Origin of the sequence: Micromonospora hortensis, assembly GCF_022230935.1 — a bacterium.
Classification (GTDB): domain Bacteria; phylum Actinomycetota; class Actinomycetes; order Mycobacteriales; family Micromonosporaceae; genus Micromonospora; species Micromonospora hortensis.
The window spans coordinates 104,552-122,395 of record NZ_JAKKFE010000040.1; the positions used below are offsets into that span (position 1 = coordinate 104,552).

Below are 17,844 nucleotides of genomic sequence, written 5' to 3' on the forward strand. Positions count from 1 at the left end.
CTCGGCCGGCCGGGCGGCCGCCGCGTGAGCGGCCGCCCGACCGCCGGTCAGCCAGCCAGGTGCGACCAGTCGCCCTCCAGGTCCTGCCAGGTGCCCTGGGCGGCCACCGTGCCGCCGATCAGCACCACGACGTGGTCGGCCCGGACCAACGCCGCGCGTTTCGCTGTCGAGCCGACAACTGTCACCCCGTGGCCGCGCAACGCCTGCCACAGCGCCAGCTCGGTGGTGACGTCCAGCGCCGACGACACGTCGTCGGCGACCAGCAGTTCGGTACGCGGGGCCAACGCCCGCGCCAACGCCAACCGCTGCAACTGCCCGCCGGAGAGCCGGGTGCCCTTGTGCCCGATGAGCAGGCCCAGCCCACCACCGGCGGCGGCCAGGTCATGGTCGAGCTGGGCGGTGCTGACCGCCCCCGCCGCGTCCACCTGGTGCCCGAGGGCGATGTTGTCGGCCACCGTGCCGGAGAGCACCCGGGGCAGCTGACCGACGTAGCCGACCTGGTTGGGACGCAGGAACAACTCCGGCTCGGTGACCGGGTCACCGTTCCAGGCCAGCTCACCGGTGTGGTGCACGATCCCGGCCAGCCCGCGCAGCAACGAGGACTTACCCGACCCCACCGGCCCGACGACCAGCACCAACTGCCCCCGCTGCACGGTGAGGTCCACGTCCCGCACGGCCACCGTGCCGTCGGAGTGCACCACCCCGAAACCGCGCAGCTCCAGCCGTCGCAGCGGATGCCGGGGCGGCATGGTCGGCGCCGGCGCCGTCCCGGCGGTCAGGTCGACCTCCGGCACCCCCGCTGAGTACGCGCTCACCCCGGTCATCGCCGCAGTGCGTTGGGTCCAGACCCGCGCCGAAGGCAGCTGGGAGATCAACGAGGCAGTCGTCCAGGCGAACCAGCGGGCCGCGCCCAGGGTGGAGACGGCCACCAGCACCGCCCCGGCGGAGAGCGAGCCGTTCAGGTAGAGCGCCCAAGCGCCGATCGGCAACAGCCCACTGGCCATCGACGGTGTGGAGCGCGCCCACACCTGCACCGAGATCTCCCGTCGCTGCCGGTCGCTGCGCAGCACGTCCAGGCTCGCCAGGTGGCGCAGCACCGCAGTGGTCGCGCCGGCGAGCTTCACCGTCCGCGCCGCGGAGAGCGCGGAGACCAGCGCCGTGGCGAAGGAGGCCCGCGCCGCCACCGTCGCCCGGGCCGCACGCTCCAGCTTCGGCCCGAACAACGTCGCGGCCAGCCCGGAGACGACCATCGTGCCGAGGAAGAACAGCCCAGGTACGACGCTGCCGGTGACCGCCGTCATGGCGACGACGAGCACCAGCGCGACGGTCTGGTCCAGCACGTTGTCGGCGAGCTGGACCACCCGCTCGGTGTCCCCGCCCTGCGCCACCACCTCGGCGGGGGTGTGTGAGCTGACCCGCCGCGGCCCGGTCTGGCCGTGCACCAGGCGAAGGCCGATCCGCAGCATCTGCCGCACCCACCACTGCGGGAACCAGACGTGGGTGTAGAACGGCAGGGGCAGGGTGACCAGCAATCCGGCGACGATCCCCATGGCCGGCAGGTACGGGTTGCCCGTCCCGTCGACCAGGTCCGCCCAGAGCCAGGGCAGCACCGGGCCGTCCAGCCCGAGCAGGCTGAGCCCGAGGAACAGCACGATCGCGGCCGCACCGTACCGGGGATCGTTGGTGCAGAGTCGGAAGATCTCCCGCAGTGTCCGGGCCGGCGGCACCGGCGGCAGCGGCGGCGGGTCGGCCCGGGTCGGCCCGACCGCGTCCCGCGTGCTGTCGGGCGGTGTCTCCCGCGTGGCCTTCGCGTTCGGCTCAGCCCGCGTCGATGCCGGCTCGGTCGGCCAGGCGGCGTGCTCGTTCGCCACGATCGGCTCGGTCGGCCAGGCGGCGTGCTCGTTCGCCACGATCGGCTCGGTCGGCCAGGCGGCGTGCTCGTTCGCCACGATCGGCTCACCCGGCGCGGGTGCCGGCCCGCTCGGCCACGCGTCCGGGCCGGGGCCGACCAGAAGGTCGGTGCCGACGCCGGTGCGACCGGCCGGCGCCACAGCGGCGTACGCGGCGGCGTGGCTGGTCGCCAGGAGTTCGGCGAAGCGGGTCGACGTCTCCAGCGGACCGGCCTCGACCACCGCGCCGTCGGCCAGGACGACCACCTCGTCACAGCGGCGCACCGAGGAGAGCCGGTGCGCGATGACGATGCCGATCCGCTCCCGCAGTAGTCGTTCGGTGGCCCGCTGCACCCGCGCCTCGGTGACCGGGTCCAGCCGTGCGGTGGCCTCGTCGAGGATCACCACGTGCGGCTCCCGGACCAGGATGCGGGCGAACGCCACCAACTGCTCCTGACCGGCGGAGAGCACGTGCCCGCCCTCCCCCAGCCGGGTCGTCAACCCGTCCGGCAGCTCGGCGATCCAGCTGGCCAGGCCCAGCTCGTCGAGCGCCCGAGCCGCCGCGTCGAGCAACTCCGGGTCGAAGAGCGTCACGTTCTCAGCGAGCGTGCCGGCAAGGATCTCGGTGCGCTGCGGCACCAACGCCACCCAGCGGCGCAGCTGCTCGACGTCGAGGTCGCACAGATCGGTGCCGCCGAGGAAGACAGTGCCCGGCGGCACGTCGACCGCCCGGGTGAGCACCTTCGCCAGCGTCGACTTGCCCGAACCGGTCCGCCCGATCAGCGCGTACGAGCGACCGCGCGCGAAGGTGAGGCTGAGCCCGCGCAGCGCGGCCCCCCGGTCACTCTCCCCGTACCCGAATGTCAGGTCCCGAATGCGCAGGTCACCCTCGCTCGGGCTGGCCCCGCCGACCGGCTCCTGCCGGGCCTTGTAGAGCAACTGCACCCGCGCCCACGCGCCGAGCGCCTCCTGGATCTCCGGCACCATCCGGCTGACGTGCTCCGCTGTCGCCCCGAAGGCCAGGGCGAGCAACCAGATGGCGGTGAGCCGGGCGGCGTCGATCCGGCCGGTAGCCAACGCCCAGGCACCGCCGAGCACCACCGCGCCGATGCCCGCCCGGATCGTCGCGGTGGCCACCGTCGCCACCCGGGCGGACAGCACCCAGACCACCAGGCCACGGGACAGCACGGCAGAGGCCCGCCGGGCGTACAACCGCAGCACGTACGGCCGCGCCAGACTGGTGCGTACGTCGTCCTGGCCGTGCACCGCCTCCTCCATCACGGCGGCCAGGTCGGACCACGCCTCCTCCTCGGCCATCCGGGCCGGGCCGATCCGCGCCGTGGGCCGGCGCAGGCCGACCGCGAGCACCACAGTGAGCAGCAGCATCGCGATCCCCGCCGGCCACCACACGAACACCGCCACGACCATCGACAACAGACCGACGCAAAGACCCTGGGCGAGCCGGGTGCCCTGGTTACGAATTGCCGACGCCACCTGATAGACGTCCCCGTCGATCCGGTCCAGCAACTCGCCCACCGGAGTGGTCTCCAGGGTGGGCAGGTCCTGCCCGAGAGCGACACGGCAGAGGCGGCGACGCACGTCGGCGGACCAGTCGGCGGTCAGGCCGGCCATCAGCAGACTCACCGCGAGGTCGCTGAGGACCACGGCGACAAGGGCTGCGGCCAGTACGACGAAGAAGCCAGCCGAACGATGCACCAGCACCGCGCCGGCCAGGGCCGACGCGCCCGCCTGCCCCGCGGCGCCCAGCACGATCAGGACGGCCACGATCGTCACACGACGGGTTGAAGTCCCCCACAGATCACGGAGCAGGCGCATGAAAAGTCCTCCGGGACGTGGGTGGCGGAGACCTCAGCCTGCCGGCACCACCCCGTCAACTCAACCGATTTTCCCGTCTCTGAGCTGGGCTTCCGTCCGTTCCGCCAGCGGGACAGCCGACCTGCTCGATGCTGCGGCCACGGCCGCACCGCCCGATACCTGAACCAGACAGGGGGCGCCGAACCGGCGGTTTCGGGGTCAGCCCCGCAGACGGCGGTGGCAAAGCCGGCAAGCACGGCACAGTAGGCGGGCCCGGGGGTTGGCGGGCCCGCGGGTGGGCGGGCCCGCGGGTGGGCGGGCCCGCGGGTGGGCGGGCCCGGGGGTTGGCGGGCCCGGGGGTTGGCAGGCCCGGGGGTTGGCGGATCAGGGGGTCAGAGACGGCGCGGCCGGCCGGTCAGAACCGGCAGGCCCGCGGCGAAGCCGGCGCGGTGGGCAGGTCAGGGCCGGCGGGCCCGGGGGACGGTGCCGGCAGCCCTGCCGGCAATTTAGGCGTTTCACACGGTCTGGCCTGATGTAGCCGATCGCGATGCGATCGGACGCTTCTTGTCGACTCGGGTTCCTTCAAGTCGCGCCGTCCGGGGCGTCCAGGATGCCCGACTTCCGTGAACCCGAGTGGATCACGCAGGTGAGGGCCGGTTCGGCGCTGTCGGCCCGGTGGGTGTGGGTGGTTCGTCCGTTGGTGGGTGTTTGTGGGTGGTGACTGGGCGCACCCTCAGGCCGGAATCGTGGCCGGGCCGGGGTCGTTACATACCCTGACGATCGCAGTACCTACCGGCCCGCCGCCCGACCCCTGAGGGCTGGTCGCGCAGGTTGGAATGCCAGCCTCCACCCGGTCGTTACAGTCCCCACGAACGACCGACGGACACCGCCTCGATAAGGGTGCCGGCAGGTGGGCCAACCCCGGAATGACCCCGGCCCCCCGGTCGTTACAACCCCCACGAACGACCGCAGGCACCGCCTCGACGAGGGTGCCGGCAGGTGGGCCACCCCCCGAAATGACCCCGGCCCCCGGGTCGTTACACAGGGTCCCGGCGCCACGAGCCCCCGCGCTCGGCAGGTCGCCGACCCGACGCCCCACACGGTGTCACCCCCCAAGACTTTTTCCCCGTTTGATGCAGCGCCGGACGAGGTGCTCACACCCATCAACCGCCGTTCCCCCGATCGGTGTGTGTGGGTGTTCAACCCCCGAAGGAGCTACCCCCATGAACACGATCTTCCGTAAGAGCATGCTGTCTGTTGCTGGTCTCGCGTTCGCCGGTGGTGTGTTCGCCGGCCCGATCGCCGCCCACGCCAACCCGGTGGATGCCAAGCCGGTCGCGGTCACCGTGCAGTCGGCGGCGCCGAAGCCGCAGGGCGACCAGTCCCACATCACCCTCAACGACGAGCAGACCGCGAACGTGAAGGCGATCATCGCCGCCACGAAGAAGGCCGGCCTCCCGGAGCGGGCCGCGGTCATCTCGATCGCGACCAGCCTGCAGGAGTCCAAGCTAGAGAACCTGGGTCACCTGGGCGACCTGAACGACCACGACTCGCTGGGCCTGTTCCAACAGCGCCCGAGCTCGGGTTGGGGTACGCCGGAGCAGATCACCGACCCTGAGTACTCCACGACCGCGTTCCTCAAGGGTTTGAAGCAGGTCGACGGGTGGCAGGACATGGCCTTGACCGACGCCGCGCAGACGGTGCAGGTGTCGGCGTACCCGGACGCCTACGCCCAGTGGGAGCAGCAGGCCACCGATCTCGTTGGCCAGCACTGGAACAGCTGACCCGCACCACCGCACCACACCACAAGCACCCAAGCAGACGGCACGACAACACCACAGCAGGACACCGACCGCTGGCCGGCACCCGCAACCCGGGGTGCCGGCCAGCGGTGTTTCTCTGCTCCGAGTCCGCAGACCTGAATCCGCAGATCTTGGACACTTTCCGTCCAGCGCGAACGGAAAGTGTCCAAGATCTGCGGGACATCACCGCCGCCGCGCGTGGCAACCGGCAGCGGTCAGAAGAGGACTGTGGCCAGGGTGCCGATCGGCTGGAAGCCGCAGCGCTCATAGACGCGGCGGGCCGGGAGGTTGAAGTCGTTGACGTACAGGCTGACGGTGGGGGCGACCCGCAGCAGCGCGTCGCGGACCACGGCTGCCATGGCGGCGGTCGCTATCCCCCTGCCTCGCCACTCCGGTGCCACCCAGACGCCCTGGATCTGCGCCGTCCGCTTGGTCACCACTGCCAGTTCGGCCTTGAACACGACCTTGCCGTCGATGATGCGGGCGTACGCGCGGCCGGTCCGGACCAGGTCGTTGACCCGCCGGCGGTAGCTGCGTCCGCCGTCCTCGGCAAGCGGGGAGACGCCGACCTCCTCGGTGTACATGGACACCGCTGCCGGGAAGAGCCGGTCGACCTCGCCGGAGCGAACCTGGCGTACCTCCGGATCAGCCGGTACGGGCGGCAGCGTGTCGGTGACCAGCAGTGGCTGATTGGGGCGAACGTCTCGCGCTGGCCCCCACGTGTCGGAGAGGCAGTCCCACAGCCCGAGGACGGCATCGGCGCGGCCGACGATCGAGGAGCAGAGCCGTTCCTCGCCCGCGAGCAGGTCGGCGAAGGCAGCCACCGCGGCGTCACTGGCCAGCACCGGGGTCAGGTTGCCGCCGAGCCAGCAGAGTGACTCAAGGTTGCGGCGAGCCCCGTACCCCAGGATTCTGCCCTCGGCTCGCCACCAGGAGAGTCCGCGCGCGGCGATCCGCTCGGCGACCTGCGCGCCCGCGAACGGGTCATGGTCGAGCAGTCGCTCGACCGCGCGGCGCTCCGATTCCCCCAGTTGGCGTACCGGCACCGTCAGCACGACTATCAGCCTGCCAGATCGACCCCCCACTCCGCCGGTCGAGTGGCGAGGCCGGCACCGGTTCTGCTGGCCCACTGATCGGCCGGGTCCGTCCGGCCCAGCGGACGACCGGGGGCACCAAGGCTCCGAGCAGGAGGAACAGCGCACCGAGCACGAGCCAGCCAGGTACGCCCCAGCCGAGCGCGAGGGTGGTCACCACGACCGGTGCGAGCATCTTGCCCAGTTCGTAGCCCATGCCGTACGCCCCCTGGTACTGCCCCTGGGCGTCCGCCGGCGCGAGCCCGAAGGAGATCCCCCAGCCGGCGGCGGAGTGCCACAGCTCCCCGGTGACGTGCGCGAGCGCGCCGAGGCCGAGCAGGCACACCGCGCCGGTGGTGGGCAGCGCGCCGCTGGCGGCGAAGAGTACGCAGGCCAGGGCGATGGCCACGCCCGCTCGGCGGGCGGCGCGGGCGGCTCCGGGCAGTGTGGCGGCGGTATTCGCGGCGCGTACCTGAAGGAGCACCACCAGCACGGTGTTGACCAGCGTCAACGCGGAGACCATCCAGGCGGGGGCCCGGGTGTGGCCGGCGATCCACAGCGGCAGGGCGATGGTGAGCAGGCTGAAGTGCATCGACATCAGCCCGTCGACCACTGTAAAGGCGAGGAACGGGCGGTCCCGTAGGGCGACCAGCCGAGGGCCGTGCGTCGGGGCGGCGACCGGGGCGACGGCTGGCAGTCGAAGGAAGACCACTGCTGCGGCCAGTGATGTCGCCGCCGAGGCCAGGATGAGCGCGACGTATCCGGTTCGGGTGTCGGCGGCGATGGCGAAGCCGCCGAGGACGGCGCCGACGGAGATCCCGACATTGGTGGTGGCCCGCAGGTAGGCGCGGGTGCGGACCCGCTGGTCGGCGGGGATCGCTCCGGCGATCAGCGCGCCGCGGGCACCTCGCTCGACCGCGTCGGCCAGCGCGGTGGCCGCTCCCACCAGCAGGAACGTGGGGAACGACCGGACGGCGACCAGGCCGACCGTCAGGGTGCCGGCGACGAACAGCGCGCCGACCTGCACACCGCGGGGGCCTACGCGGTCGGCCAGGTAGCCGCTTGGGGCGCTGGCCACCACACCGACCAGGGCCGAGATGGTCAACCCGACGCCGACCTGGGTGGCCGACAGGCCGACCGACCGGGTGAGGAAGAGCGCGCTGGCGACGAGCCAGAGGCCCCGCCCGACGGTCTTGACCAGAGTGCCGAGGGTGAGGACCCGGGCCGGACCCGGCGGGGGAAGCAGGCGCATGACCGAGACTTTAACAAGACGTACGTACGGTTTGGTAAATGAGGGTTGTCGGCGATGCATTGCCGATATATCGTTGATGCATCAGCGATAGTCCTAGGGAAGGAAGAACCCGATGAGGTTCCACCGACAGCACCACCCGATGCACGAGGCCCGGATGCGGGGGTTCGGCTTCCCGCCGGTCCCGCCCGGTCCGCACGGTCATGGCCACGAGCACGGACACGGCGGCCCCTGGGGCGGCCGGGGCCGTGGACGGGGTCGGGGCCGACGCCCCAACGTCCGAGCGTCCGTGCTGGCCCTGCTCACCGAGCGGCCGATGCACGGCTACGAGATGATCCAGGAGATCGACTCCCGCACCGGCGGTGCGTGGCGGCCGAGCCCGGGCTCGATCTACCCCACCCTTCAGCTCCTGGAGGACGAGGGCGTGATCGTCGCCAGCACCGAGGAGCCCAGCGGTGGACGGAAGCGGTTCACTGTCACCGAGGCCGGTCAGGCGGAGGCCACCGAGGCCGCGCAGACCCCGCCGTGGGCGGACGTCGCCCAGGGCGCGGTGAGCAGCTGGCACGACATCCGTGACTCCGGCGCGCAGGCGATGAACGCTCTGCGCCAGGTGATGATGAACGGCACGGACGATCAGCGTGAGCGGGCCGCCCAGGTGCTCGACGAGACCCGGCGCAAGCTGTACGCGATCCTCGCCGAATCCGAGTGACGCCAGGCCGCACCACACCGCCAGGCCGCACCACAGCTACGAGCACCACAGCGCACAACCGCACGATCAGCTCAAACGAAAAGCGGCCGTTCCCCGTGCGGGGAACGGCCGCTTTTCCACATGGAGAATCAGTGAACGGTGACGGTTGGGCCGGTGACCAGCCCGCGCAGCTCCTCGGGGAGCTCGGCGCCCATCTCGTCGGCGATTCGCAGCGCCTCTTCGATCAGGGTCTCGACGATCTGGGCCTCGGGCACCGTCTTGACGACCTGCCCCTTGACGAAGATCTGGCCCTTGCCGTTGCCGGAGGCGACGCCGAGGTCGGCTTCCCGAGCCTCGCCCGGACCGTTCACCACGCAGCCCATGACGGCGACCCGCAGCGGCACCGGCAGCCCTTCCAGGCCGGCGGTGACCTCCTCGGCGAGCTTGTAGACGTCCACCTGGGCCCGCCCGCAGGACGGGCACGAGACGATCTCCAGGCCCCGCTCGCGCAGACCGAGGGATTCCAGGATCTGGTTGCCGACCTTGATCTCCTCGACCGGCGGGGCGGACAGCGACACCCGGATCGTGTCGCCGATCCCCTCGGCCAGCAGCGCACCGAAGGCGACCGCCGACTTGATGGTGCCCTGGAACGCCGGCCCGGCCTCGGTGACGCCGAGGTGCAGCGGGTAGTCGCACTGCTCGGCGAGCTGCCGGTAAGCCCGGATCATCACGACCGGGTCGTTGTGCTTGACCGAGATCTTGATGTCGCGGAAGCCGTGCTCCTCGAACAGCGAGCACTCCCACAGCGCCGACTCGACAAGCGCTTCGGCGGTGGCCTTGCCGTACTTGCTCAGCAGGCGCTTGTCCAGTGAGCCGGCGTTGACGCCGATCCGGATCGGCGTCCCCGCCGCCCCCGCGGCACGGGCGATCTCCTTGACCTTGTCGTCGAACTGCCGGATGTTGCCCGGGTTGACCCGGACCGCCGCGCAGCCGGCGTCGATCGCGGCGAAGACGTACTTGGGCTGGAAGTGGATGTCGGCGATCACCGGGATCTGGGACTTCTTGGCGATCGCGGGCAGCGCCTCGACGTCGTCCTGGGACGGCACCGCCACCCTGACGATCTGGCAGCCGGACGCGGTCAGCTCGGCGATCTGCTGAAGGGTCGCGTTGATGTCGGAGGTGAGGGTCGTGGTCATCGACTGCACGGACACCGGCGCACCACCACCGACCGGAACCGAACCGACCATGATCTGGCGGCTGGCCCGACGGGGAGCGAGTGGCGGGGGCGGCACGGCGGGCATACCGAGACTGATAGCTGTCACTTCAGGCACTCACCTTGAGAAGAGCGTGATGGGGTTGACGACGTCCGCGGCGATGGTCAGCAGCGTGAACGCGCCACCGATCAGGATTACCACGTACGTGAAGGGCATCAGTTTGAGGTAGTCCACCCGGCCGGGGTCGGCCCGGCCGATCCGCCCGTAGACCCAGGAGCGGGCCCGTTCGAACCAGGCGATGGCGATGTGGCCGCCGTCCACCGGGAGAAGCGGCAGCAGGTTGAACACGCCGATGAAGAAGTTCAGCGACACGAAGAGCATGAAGAAGACCAGCCAGGCGTTGTTCTCCACCGCTTCCCCGCCGAGTCGGCTGGCGCCGACCACGCTGATCGGGGTGTCGACGTCCCGCTCGCCGCCGGTGAGGGCGGTCCACAGGGCGGGGACCTTCTGCGGGAGGCGCTGGAGCGCCTGGGCGGTGCCGACGGCGAGTTGACCGGTGAAGTCGGCGGTGGCGCCGAAGGCGCCGACCGGGCCGTACGTCACGCGGGTCGGGGTGCTGGGGACGAGCCCGACGCCGAGCGCGGCCACCGGCGCGGCGGCACCTGTCGGGTTGTCCAGCGGCGGACGCTGGGTCTGCGCGAGCACCGTGCTGGTGGTGCTCGTCTGCCCGTCGCGGACGTACGCGATCTGCGCGGTGTCGCCCGGCTTGAGCCCGCGCAGCGCGGTGAGCAGGTCGCCGTAAGAGTTGATCGAGGTGCCGTTGATCGAGGTGATCCGGTCGCCGTTGCGCAGTTGCGCCTGGGCGGCCGGGCTGGCCGCGTCGGTGCTCGTGCACGCCCGCACCGCGTTCTCCGGAACCACGCACTCGCTGAGCTGGATGACGGCGGGCTCCTGGCGGGCCTGCGCGTCGGTGGTCGGGAAGTCGGGGTTGGGCAGGCCGGCGGAGACGGCGAGGATCCAGATGGTGACCAGGGCGAGCGCGAAGTGCGTGATCGACCCGGCGGCCATCACGATCGTCCGCTTCCAGACCGGGTAGCGCCACATCACGCGCGACTCGTCGCCCGGCTCGACATCGTCGTCCTGCGGCGTCATCCCGACGATCTTGCAGAAGCCGCCGAGGGGGATGCCCTTGAGGCCGTACTCCGTCTCACCCCGCCGGAACGACCAGATGGTGGGGCCGAAGCCGACGAAGTACTTCGTGACCTTCATCCCGAACGCCTTGGCGGTCAGCAGGTGACCCGCCTCGTGCAGGCTCACCGAGATGAGAATGGCCAGGGCGAAGAGGACCACCCCGAGCAGGTACGACATCAAGCTCCTTCCACCGAACCCGCGATGATCTCCTGCGCGTGCGCGCGTGCCCACGACTCGGCCGCGAGCACGTCCTCGACGGTACCTGGTTCGTCGAAGTCCGGAGCCTCCTCCAACACGCGTTCGAGGGTGTCGACGATGCCGAGGAACGGCAGCCGGCCCGCCACGAACGCGGCCACGCACTCCTCGTTCGCCGCGTTGTAGATCGCCGGCCGGCAGCGCCCGGTCTCCCCGGCGGCCTTGGCCAGGGCGACGGCCGGGAACGCCTCGTCGTCGAGTGGCGCGAACTCCCAGGTGTGCGCGGCCGTCCAGTCGACGGCGGTGGCCGCCTCGGGCACCCGGTCGGGCCAGCCGATGCCGAGCGCGATCGGCAGCCGCATGTCCGGTGGGCTGGCCTGGGCGATCGTCGACCCGTCGACGAACTCGACCATCGAGTGGATCACCGACTGCGGGTGCACCATCACTGTGATGTCGGCGTAGGGCACGTCGAACAGCTCGTGCGCCTCGATCACCTCAAGCGCCTTGTTGACCATGGTGGCGGAGTTGATCGTGACGACCGGCCCCATGTTCCAGGTCGGGTGTGCGAGCGCCTGCTCGGGTGTGACCTGCGTCAACTCGTCGCGCCGCCGACCCCGGAACGGGCCCCCGCTGGCCGTGACGATCAGCCGACGCACCTCACCACGCGAACCGGATCGCAGACACTGGGCCAGCGCCGAGTGCTCGGAGTCGACCGGGACGATCTGCCCCGGCCGCGCCACAGCGGCCTTGACCAGCGGGCCGCCGGCAACGAGCGACTCCTTGTTGGCCAACGCGAGAGTACGACCACCGCGCAGCGCGGCCAGCGTAGGAGCGAGGCCCAGCGAGCCCACCACCCCGTTGAGCACGATGTCGCACGGCCACTGGGCCAGCTCGGTCATGGCGTCCGGTCCGGCCACGATCTTGGGAAGCTTGAAGTCACCGGTGGCCCACCCGCGTCGGCTCGCCTCGGCGTAGAACGCGAGTTGCAGATCCTGCGCGGCGGAGGCCTTGGCCACCCCGACCGCCTCGACGCCCAGTTCGAGGGCCTGCGCGGCGAGCAGCTCGACGTTGCCGCCGCCAGCGCCCACGGCGACCACCCGGAACCGGTCCGGGTTGCGCCGGACGATGTCGATGGCCTGGGTGCCGATCGAGCCGGTGGACCCGAGCAGAACGAGGTCGCGGGGGGAAGTCACCCGGCCATTCTTCCCCACCCTCGCTGCACGCCCGCCGGGAGCCTCAGCCCTCCCCCTCCGACGACGCTTCGGGCTGTGCCTCCTCGCCCAGCAGGTCGGCCGGATCGATGGAGAACTCGAACGGCTCCCGCATGACGAAGCGCGTCCCGGCCGCAGCGGCAGCCACGGGCCGGTACTCCCCCTCGGTCAGCTCGTACAACGCGATGGTCGGCACCCGATTGCGCAGGTCAACCCGGAGGAAGAAGGGCACGCGTGCGGCGGCGTACTCACGCGGGCGGTCGATGATGTCCTTGCGTCGGTTTCCGGGGGAGACGATCTCCCCGAGAAGCACGGCGTGCCCGATGTCCATCGTCGTGCGACCGCCGCCGGGCGCATCGAGAATGACGATGTCCGGGATGAAGAGATCCTGGCCCGAGACGACGTTCGTCTCAAGATAAAGCCACAGCTTCGCCTGACGGGCCGCCTGCTTCAGGAGATAGGCGAGGCCCAACTCCGCGTCCTGATGGTCGTACCCGGCATGTGGTGTCACGATCACGCTTCCGCTCAGGACCTCAACCTTGGGGCCGTTGGTCTCCGGCAACAGGTCGAGGGCGAGCTGCGCAGTCCAGGGTTCGTCGTGCCACCGCAGCACGTCGAACGACGGCTCGGTGTGCTGCGGCGCCGGCTCCGGCGCGAACGCTGCCTGGGTCATCCGGGCTCACCCCCTCAGCGGACCATCCTGCTCAGCTCAGCCTAGTCGCGCCGCCCCGCCCGGTACGGCATCGCACACGCGGTGCGACAGATTGGGATATCGGCCTGGCCCCCGCGTTCGGGCGGCGTTCAGACCGGGGCGACGCAGAACACGACGTCGAGATAGTCGGAGCGTTTTGTCCAGTTCGAGTAGTGGTATTCGGCGAAGCCGGGCGCCTGGGCCTCGCACACCGCGTCGGCCTGCGCCTCGTCGACGACGGCCTGTTCGACGCGAGCCAGCACCCGCCACGTCCCGGGACCACACGTGGCGATCTCGTACACCACTGTGGCCACGCCACCGACGTTGCGCACACACTGGCCGGCCTGCACGAACTGCTCGTCGCCGCTCGCCTTTGCGGTGGGCGTGGCCACTGTCGGGCTCGCTCCCGCGCTGCTCCGCACCTCTGGCGTCGCGCGGGAACCGGCCCATTCGATCACCTGGAACACCACACCGACGATGCCGGCGATCGCGGCAGCGGCACCCAACCAGCGCAGTAGGGCCCGCAGCGGCCGGCTTGTGGTGGACCCGGTTTCGTCGTCCATGCTCTGCCTCCGACCCTGCTGCTGGGCAGCCCTCCGCGCATCGCGGTGCCGATCTACCTTCCACATTGACAGGTCGCCGCGAGGCACGTCACGCACTCAAAGTCATCGTCAAGGGGCAGCACGACGTCCGCTGCCCACCCGGTAGCAACAGGTCAACGGCCACCCTCGGCGGTCACGACCGGTTCGGCCCGTCGGCGACGGCGTCGGATGTCCGACTAACGCCACTACCCGGCAATGATCGACTCGGGTACACGGACGTCGGGGTGTCCGCAGCGTGCGGACACCCCGACGTCACCGAGATCGTGGTGATCAGGCGCGGTTGTCGACCGGGGGCCGCCGCAGCGGCCCCCGGTCACTGTCAGCCGCCGTTGATGACGAACTGCGAGCCCGGCTGGATGACGATGTTGCCGTCGGCCGAGTTCGTGATTGTCACGTTTGTCAGGTTGGCGTTGCCGCGCGCGCCGCTCATCGCGAGGATGCCGGCACCGTTGACGGACTTGTCGATCCGCACGTTGGTGATCGCGAGGTTCGGTATGTTGCCGCCACCGTTCTTGAACTGGATGCCGTCGTACGTGGAGTCGATGATGTCGGTGTCCCGGATCGTGACCCCGACGATGTCCCTGGTGGCCGGGAAGATCGTGATGGCACCGAACTCCTGGTCCTCGTTCCAGAAGGCGCCGCCGGTGCGGTAGAGCCCGTTGTTGGCGATCAGCGTCGTGCCGGAGAACGGCAGCGGGTCGTGGTCGGTCGCCAGCATGATGCCCGGGTAGTTGGCGGTGTCGTAGATCAGGTTGTTCTCGATCGAGTTGTCGTAGCCGCCGTAGATGGCGATGCCGTTGGCCCGCCAGGGAAGCTGGATGGTGTTGTTGACGAAGTGGTTGTCGTGCGCGATGTCGACGTTGCGGTCCTTGACGTACGGGTTGGCCCAGACGGCGAGCGCGTCGTCACCGGTGGTGCGGAAGGACGAGTTGAACACCCGCGAGTTACGCGTGCCGTTGCTGAAGTTGATGCCGTCGGCGTACGTGTTGCGGATCCGCATCCCGGTGAACTCCAGCCCGTCGGCCGGCCCCCACAGGTCGGGGATGTTGTCGTAGTCGCGGCCCACCCAGGCGCCCACGTTGGCGTGCTCGATCCAGACGTTGCTGATCTTCGTGCCGGCGCCGAAGCGACCGTTCAGACCGACTCCGCCCTCGGCGTTGCCGTCACCGCCGCGGATCCGACCCGAGCCGAAGATGGCGATGTCGGAGATCTGGGTGTTCTTGTCGATGTCGAAGCCGAAGTTGCCCTCGTGCGGGTGGTTGATGCCGCCCACCACGTTCTGCGGCTCGGTCAGCGTGTAGAGCTGCGAGTGCCACATGCCGGCGCCCCGGATCGTGACGTTGCTGATGCCGACCTGGTTGTGCATGCCCCGGTTCAGCGGGTCGTCGGTCAGGATCTTCTGCTCCTGCCGCCACTGCCCGGCGGGAATCCAGACGCAGCTGATGACACCGTTCTGGTCGTCGGTCACCGCACGCTGGATGGCGGCGGTGTCGTCGATCCCGTCGTTCGCGACGGCACCGTACGAGGTGATCGAGGTGCAACCGGCCGGCTGGCTCGCCGCCGGCGCCACCTGCTCCAGATCGATCATGTCGATGACGTAGAAGGAGGCGGTGTCACCCGAGTCGCGCTGCAACTTGAACCGGGTGCCGGCCGGGTACGACTGCGCCAACAGCGCGTTCGACTCGTCGAAGAGCCGCCGGGCGTCGGCCTGCGGGGTGTTGGTCAGCGCCTCCGGCCCGTCGGTGTTGCCGTAGAGCCAGCTGTGCTTCGACGACAGGGTCAACTTCCGGGAGAAGACGTCGTTGACGTAGAGGCTGATGGTCGCCTCGATGCCGCCGCCACCGGCCGCGTCGGGGATGGAGTTACGCACCACTATGGAGTTGGCCTGGTTCGCCGAGGTGAACTCGACGAACTGGCCGGTGCCGGTGAGTCGTACCGACTTGCGACCCGAGGACTCGCTGGCGAAGTTGGTGTGCCCGAAGGTCCGTAGCGGGTCGGCCTCCAGCAGCGTGCCCTGGTAACGGCCGGCCTCCGCCTCGTAGGAGACGTACGGGACGGCAGCCCCACGACCAACCACTATCGACTGGCTGAACGCGTTGTTCGTCTCGTTGGTCTCGGCGACCACGTTCGTGGCGTCGGCGGTGGCGGTGATGGTGGCGCCGCCGCTGGTGGCGGTCCAGCTACCGCTGACGGCCACGGTGACCGTCGCGCCGGCGGCGATCGAGGCGGTGTTGGTGTTGAGCGTGGTGCTGCCCGCCACCAGCCGGGTGACTGTGGTCGCGCCGGTCGCTGAGGTGCCCCGGTTGCGAACAGCCACGGTGAAGGTGACGGACGCCCCGACGGCCGGGTTCGGCGGGTTCGAGGCGATGCTGAGCACCTGGAGGTCGGGGCCGGGGGCCTGCGCCACCACCAGCGGTGACGCGGCGGTGAAGCTGTTGTTCCCGTTGTTCTGCTCGACGATCGTGTTCGCCGGGTCGACCACCGCCGAGACGGCGTAACTGCCCATCGGCCGCGTACCGGCGTTGAACGACACGGTGGTCGAGGCGCCCGCGGCGAGCGCGCCCACCGAGGCGCTGCCGGCGACAGCGCCGGCCAGGCTGAAGTTCACAGTGGTCGCACCGGCGCTGGCCGATCCGATGTTCTGCACCACTGCCGAGAGGGTGACCGGGGAGACCTCGCTGGGCGACGTGGGCGACCAGGTCACCGAGCTGACGACCAGATCCGGGTTGGGTGCCGGGGTGCCGCAGACCTCAAGCTCGGCCACCTGGCCGGACGGGGCACCGGTGTTGCCGGTGAACCGCAACTGCACGTCCGCTGTGGTCGCGCTGACCGGGATGGTCACCAGGTTGGTGCCCTGGGCGAACTGGTAGGCCGCCGCCGACACCAGACTGGTGTACGCGGACGACCCCTGGTCGCGGCCGAGGACCTGGATGGTCTGGGTGCGGGTGCCCCAGGCCGGGTCCGGGTTGAGCTTCACCGTGACACGGGAGATGGAGTGGTTCGCGCCCAGCGCCACTGTCAGGTTCTGCGGGTAGGACGCCGCGCCCTCCCAGTAGGTGGTGAGCTGCCCATCGTTCGCCTTGTCGGGGGTGAAGCTGAAGGTGGAGCCGCTCGCCGTCATGCTCTTGCCCTGCGCCACGTTGGTGCAGGCGGGCGGGTTGCTGCCGGTGCGGGTGACGGTGTTGCTGTTGCCGGAGAGGTTGCCGGCGCCGTCGCGGGCCCGGACGTGGTACGACACGGTGGCCGTCGCCGGTTGGGTGTCCTGGTAGGTGAGGACGGTGCCCAGCGTCGCGATCAGACTGCCGCCCCGGTAGACGTTGTAGCCGGCGAGCCCGCTGCCACCGGAGTCGGTGGAGGCCCCCCAGTTGAGCGTGATCGTGCTGCCCGACGTGCTGTGCGACAGCGTCCCCGGGACGCTCGGCGCTGTGGTGTCACCGCTGCCGGTTCGGGTGACGGTGTTGCTGTTGCCGGAGAGGTTGCCGGCGGCGTCGCGGGCCCGGACGTGGTACGACACGGTCGCCGTGGCCGGCTGGGTGTCGTTGAAGGTGGTCACGGTGCCGACGGACTGGAGGAACGCGCCGTTGCGGTAGACGTCGTAGCCGGCGATGCCGCTGCCGCCCGCGTTGTCTGTCGACGCGACCCAGTTGAGGCTGATGGTGGTGCCCGACTGGGTGTACGAGAGGTTGCTCGGCACGCTCGGCGGTGTGGTGTCGGGGGTGGTGCCGCCGCTGCCGTACACCTCCAGCTCGGAGAGCTGCCCGGCCGGCCAGCCGCTGTTGGCGGTGATGGTGATCCGGACGTAGCGGGTGGAGGTCGAGCTGAAGTTGATGGTGGCAGTGCTGCCGCTCGCCGGGTTGAAGGTGTACGTCTGCGACCCGACCAGGTCGGTGAAGGACGAACCGTTGGTGCTGCCCCGCACGCTCAGCGCCTGCGTCCGGGTGCCCCAACCAGAGGTCGGCAGCTTCAGCACTACCTGGTTGACGCTCTGTGATGAGCCGAGATCGACCTGCACCCACTGCGGGAACGCGTTGTTGACGCTCTCCCAGTAGCTGCCCACGTTGCCGTCGACGACCTTCGACGAGTCGTAGACGTCGGCGTGGCCGCTCTCCTGGGTGGGACGGCCCTGGGCGAGGTTGGTGGCCGCCGGGGCGAAGCCGGTGCTCGGCGCGGCCGCCGGGGCGAAGCCGGTGCTCGGCGCGGCCGCCGGGCCGGCCGGGCGGGCGG

11 protein-coding genes are annotated in these 17,844 nt (G+C 70.5%); 2 read left to right on the top strand and 9 right to left on the bottom strand.

All coding sequences use genetic code 11. The features are described 5' to 3' along the window. Positions 1–47: 47 nt before the first annotated feature. The gene (locus tag NIE111_RS25480; protein WP_238686854.1) at positions 48–3,725 is read right to left on the bottom strand and encodes an ATP-binding cassette domain-containing protein; all 3,678 of its coding nucleotides are present in this window, start codon (positions 3,723–3,725) and stop codon (positions 48–50) included. Positions 3,726–4,927: 1,202 nt separating this feature from the next. On the opposite strand from NIE111_RS25480, the gene NIE111_RS25485 reads away from it, so the two are divergent. Continuing rightward, complete coding sequence (locus tag NIE111_RS25485; RefSeq protein ID WP_238686855.1) at positions 4,928–5,488, top strand: hypothetical protein; 561 nt, start codon at positions 4,928–4,930, stop codon at positions 5,486–5,488. Between the two features lie 233 nt (positions 5,489–5,721). Here the strand turns inward: NIE111_RS25485 and NIE111_RS25490 are convergent, their stop codons facing one another. Beyond that, positions 5,722–6,561, bottom strand: a complete 840-nt coding sequence (locus NIE111_RS25490) for a GNAT family N-acetyltransferase (protein WP_238686856.1) — start codon at positions 6,559–6,561, stop codon at positions 5,722–5,724. Continuing rightward, a complete protein-coding gene (locus NIE111_RS25495) occupies positions 6,491–7,831 on the bottom strand; it encodes an MFS transporter (protein ID WP_238686857.1) in 1,341 nt (446 codons plus the stop codon). The genes NIE111_RS25490 and NIE111_RS25495 overlap by 71 nt, the downstream gene beginning before the upstream one ends. Before the next feature lie 112 nt (positions 7,832–7,943). Between NIE111_RS25495 and NIE111_RS25500 the strand changes: the two genes are divergently transcribed. Next, positions 7,944–8,537: a PadR family transcriptional regulator gene (locus NIE111_RS25500; RefSeq protein ID WP_238686858.1), complete on the top strand. Its 594-nt coding sequence runs from the start codon at positions 7,944–7,946 to the stop codon at positions 8,535–8,537. Positions 8,538–8,665: 128 nt separating this feature from the next. On the opposite strand, the gene ispG is transcribed toward NIE111_RS25500, so the two are convergent. The 6 genes from ispG to NIE111_RS25530 form a co-directional block, all read right to left on the bottom strand. Continuing rightward, complete coding sequence (gene ispG / locus NIE111_RS25505) at positions 8,666–9,838, bottom strand: flavodoxin-dependent (E)-4-hydroxy-3-methylbut-2-enyl-diphosphate synthase (protein ID WP_210787026.1); 1,173 nt, start codon at positions 9,836–9,838, stop codon at positions 8,666–8,668. Positions 9,839–9,847: 9 nt separating this feature from the next. Further along, the gene (locus tag NIE111_RS25510; protein ID WP_238686859.1) at positions 9,848–11,098 is read right to left on the bottom strand and encodes a M50 family metallopeptidase; all 1,251 of its coding nucleotides are present in this window, start codon (positions 11,096–11,098) and stop codon (positions 9,848–9,850) included. Beyond that, positions 11,098–12,309 carry a 1-deoxy-D-xylulose-5-phosphate reductoisomerase gene (dxr, locus tag NIE111_RS25515; RefSeq protein WP_238686860.1) on the bottom strand — a complete coding sequence of 404 codons (1,212 nt, stop codon included), beginning with the start codon at positions 12,307–12,309 and terminating at the stop codon, positions 11,098–11,100. Before dxr ends, NIE111_RS25510 begins: the two co-directional genes overlap by 1 nt. Positions 12,310–12,352: 43 nt before the next feature. Next, a complete protein-coding gene (locus NIE111_RS25520) occupies positions 12,353–13,000 on the bottom strand; it encodes a Uma2 family endonuclease (RefSeq protein ID WP_238686861.1) in 648 nt (215 codons plus the stop codon). Between the two features lie 128 nt (positions 13,001–13,128). Further along, positions 13,129–13,581 (bottom strand): hypothetical protein, encoded by a 453-nt coding sequence (locus tag NIE111_RS25525; protein ID WP_238686862.1) that lies wholly within the window; start codon positions 13,579–13,581, stop codon positions 13,129–13,131. Between the two features lie 358 nt (positions 13,582–13,939). Then, a partial coding sequence (locus tag NIE111_RS25530) for a CARDB domain-containing protein (RefSeq protein ID WP_238686863.1) occupies positions 13,940–17,844 on the bottom strand: 3,905 nt, incomplete at its 5' end.

Excerpts from the sequence above, each read along its gene's own strand:
- NIE111_RS25485 (WP_238686855.1), top strand. The coding sequence starts at position 4,928 with ATGAACACGATCTTCCGTAAGAGCATGCTGTCTGTTGCTGGTCTCGCG.
- NIE111_RS25525 (WP_238686862.1), bottom strand. The coding sequence starts at position 13,581 with ATGGACGACGAAACCGGGTCCACCACAAGCCGGCCGCTGCGGGCCCTA.
- NIE111_RS25480 (WP_238686854.1), bottom strand. The coding sequence starts at position 3,725 with ATGCGCCTGCTCCGTGATCTGTGGGGGACTTCAACCCGTCGTGTGACG.
- NIE111_RS25510 (WP_238686859.1), bottom strand. The coding sequence starts at position 11,098 with ATGTCGTACCTGCTCGGGGTGGTCCTCTTCGCCCTGGCCATTCTCATC.
- NIE111_RS25520 (WP_238686861.1), bottom strand. The coding sequence starts at position 13,000 with ATGACCCAGGCAGCGTTCGCGCCGGAGCCGGCGCCGCAGCACACCGAG.
- NIE111_RS25495 (WP_238686857.1), bottom strand. The coding sequence starts at position 7,831 with ATGCGCCTGCTTCCCCCGCCGGGTCCGGCCCGGGTCCTCACCCTCGGC.
- NIE111_RS25500 (WP_238686858.1), top strand. The coding sequence starts at position 7,944 with ATGAGGTTCCACCGACAGCACCACCCGATGCACGAGGCCCGGATGCGG.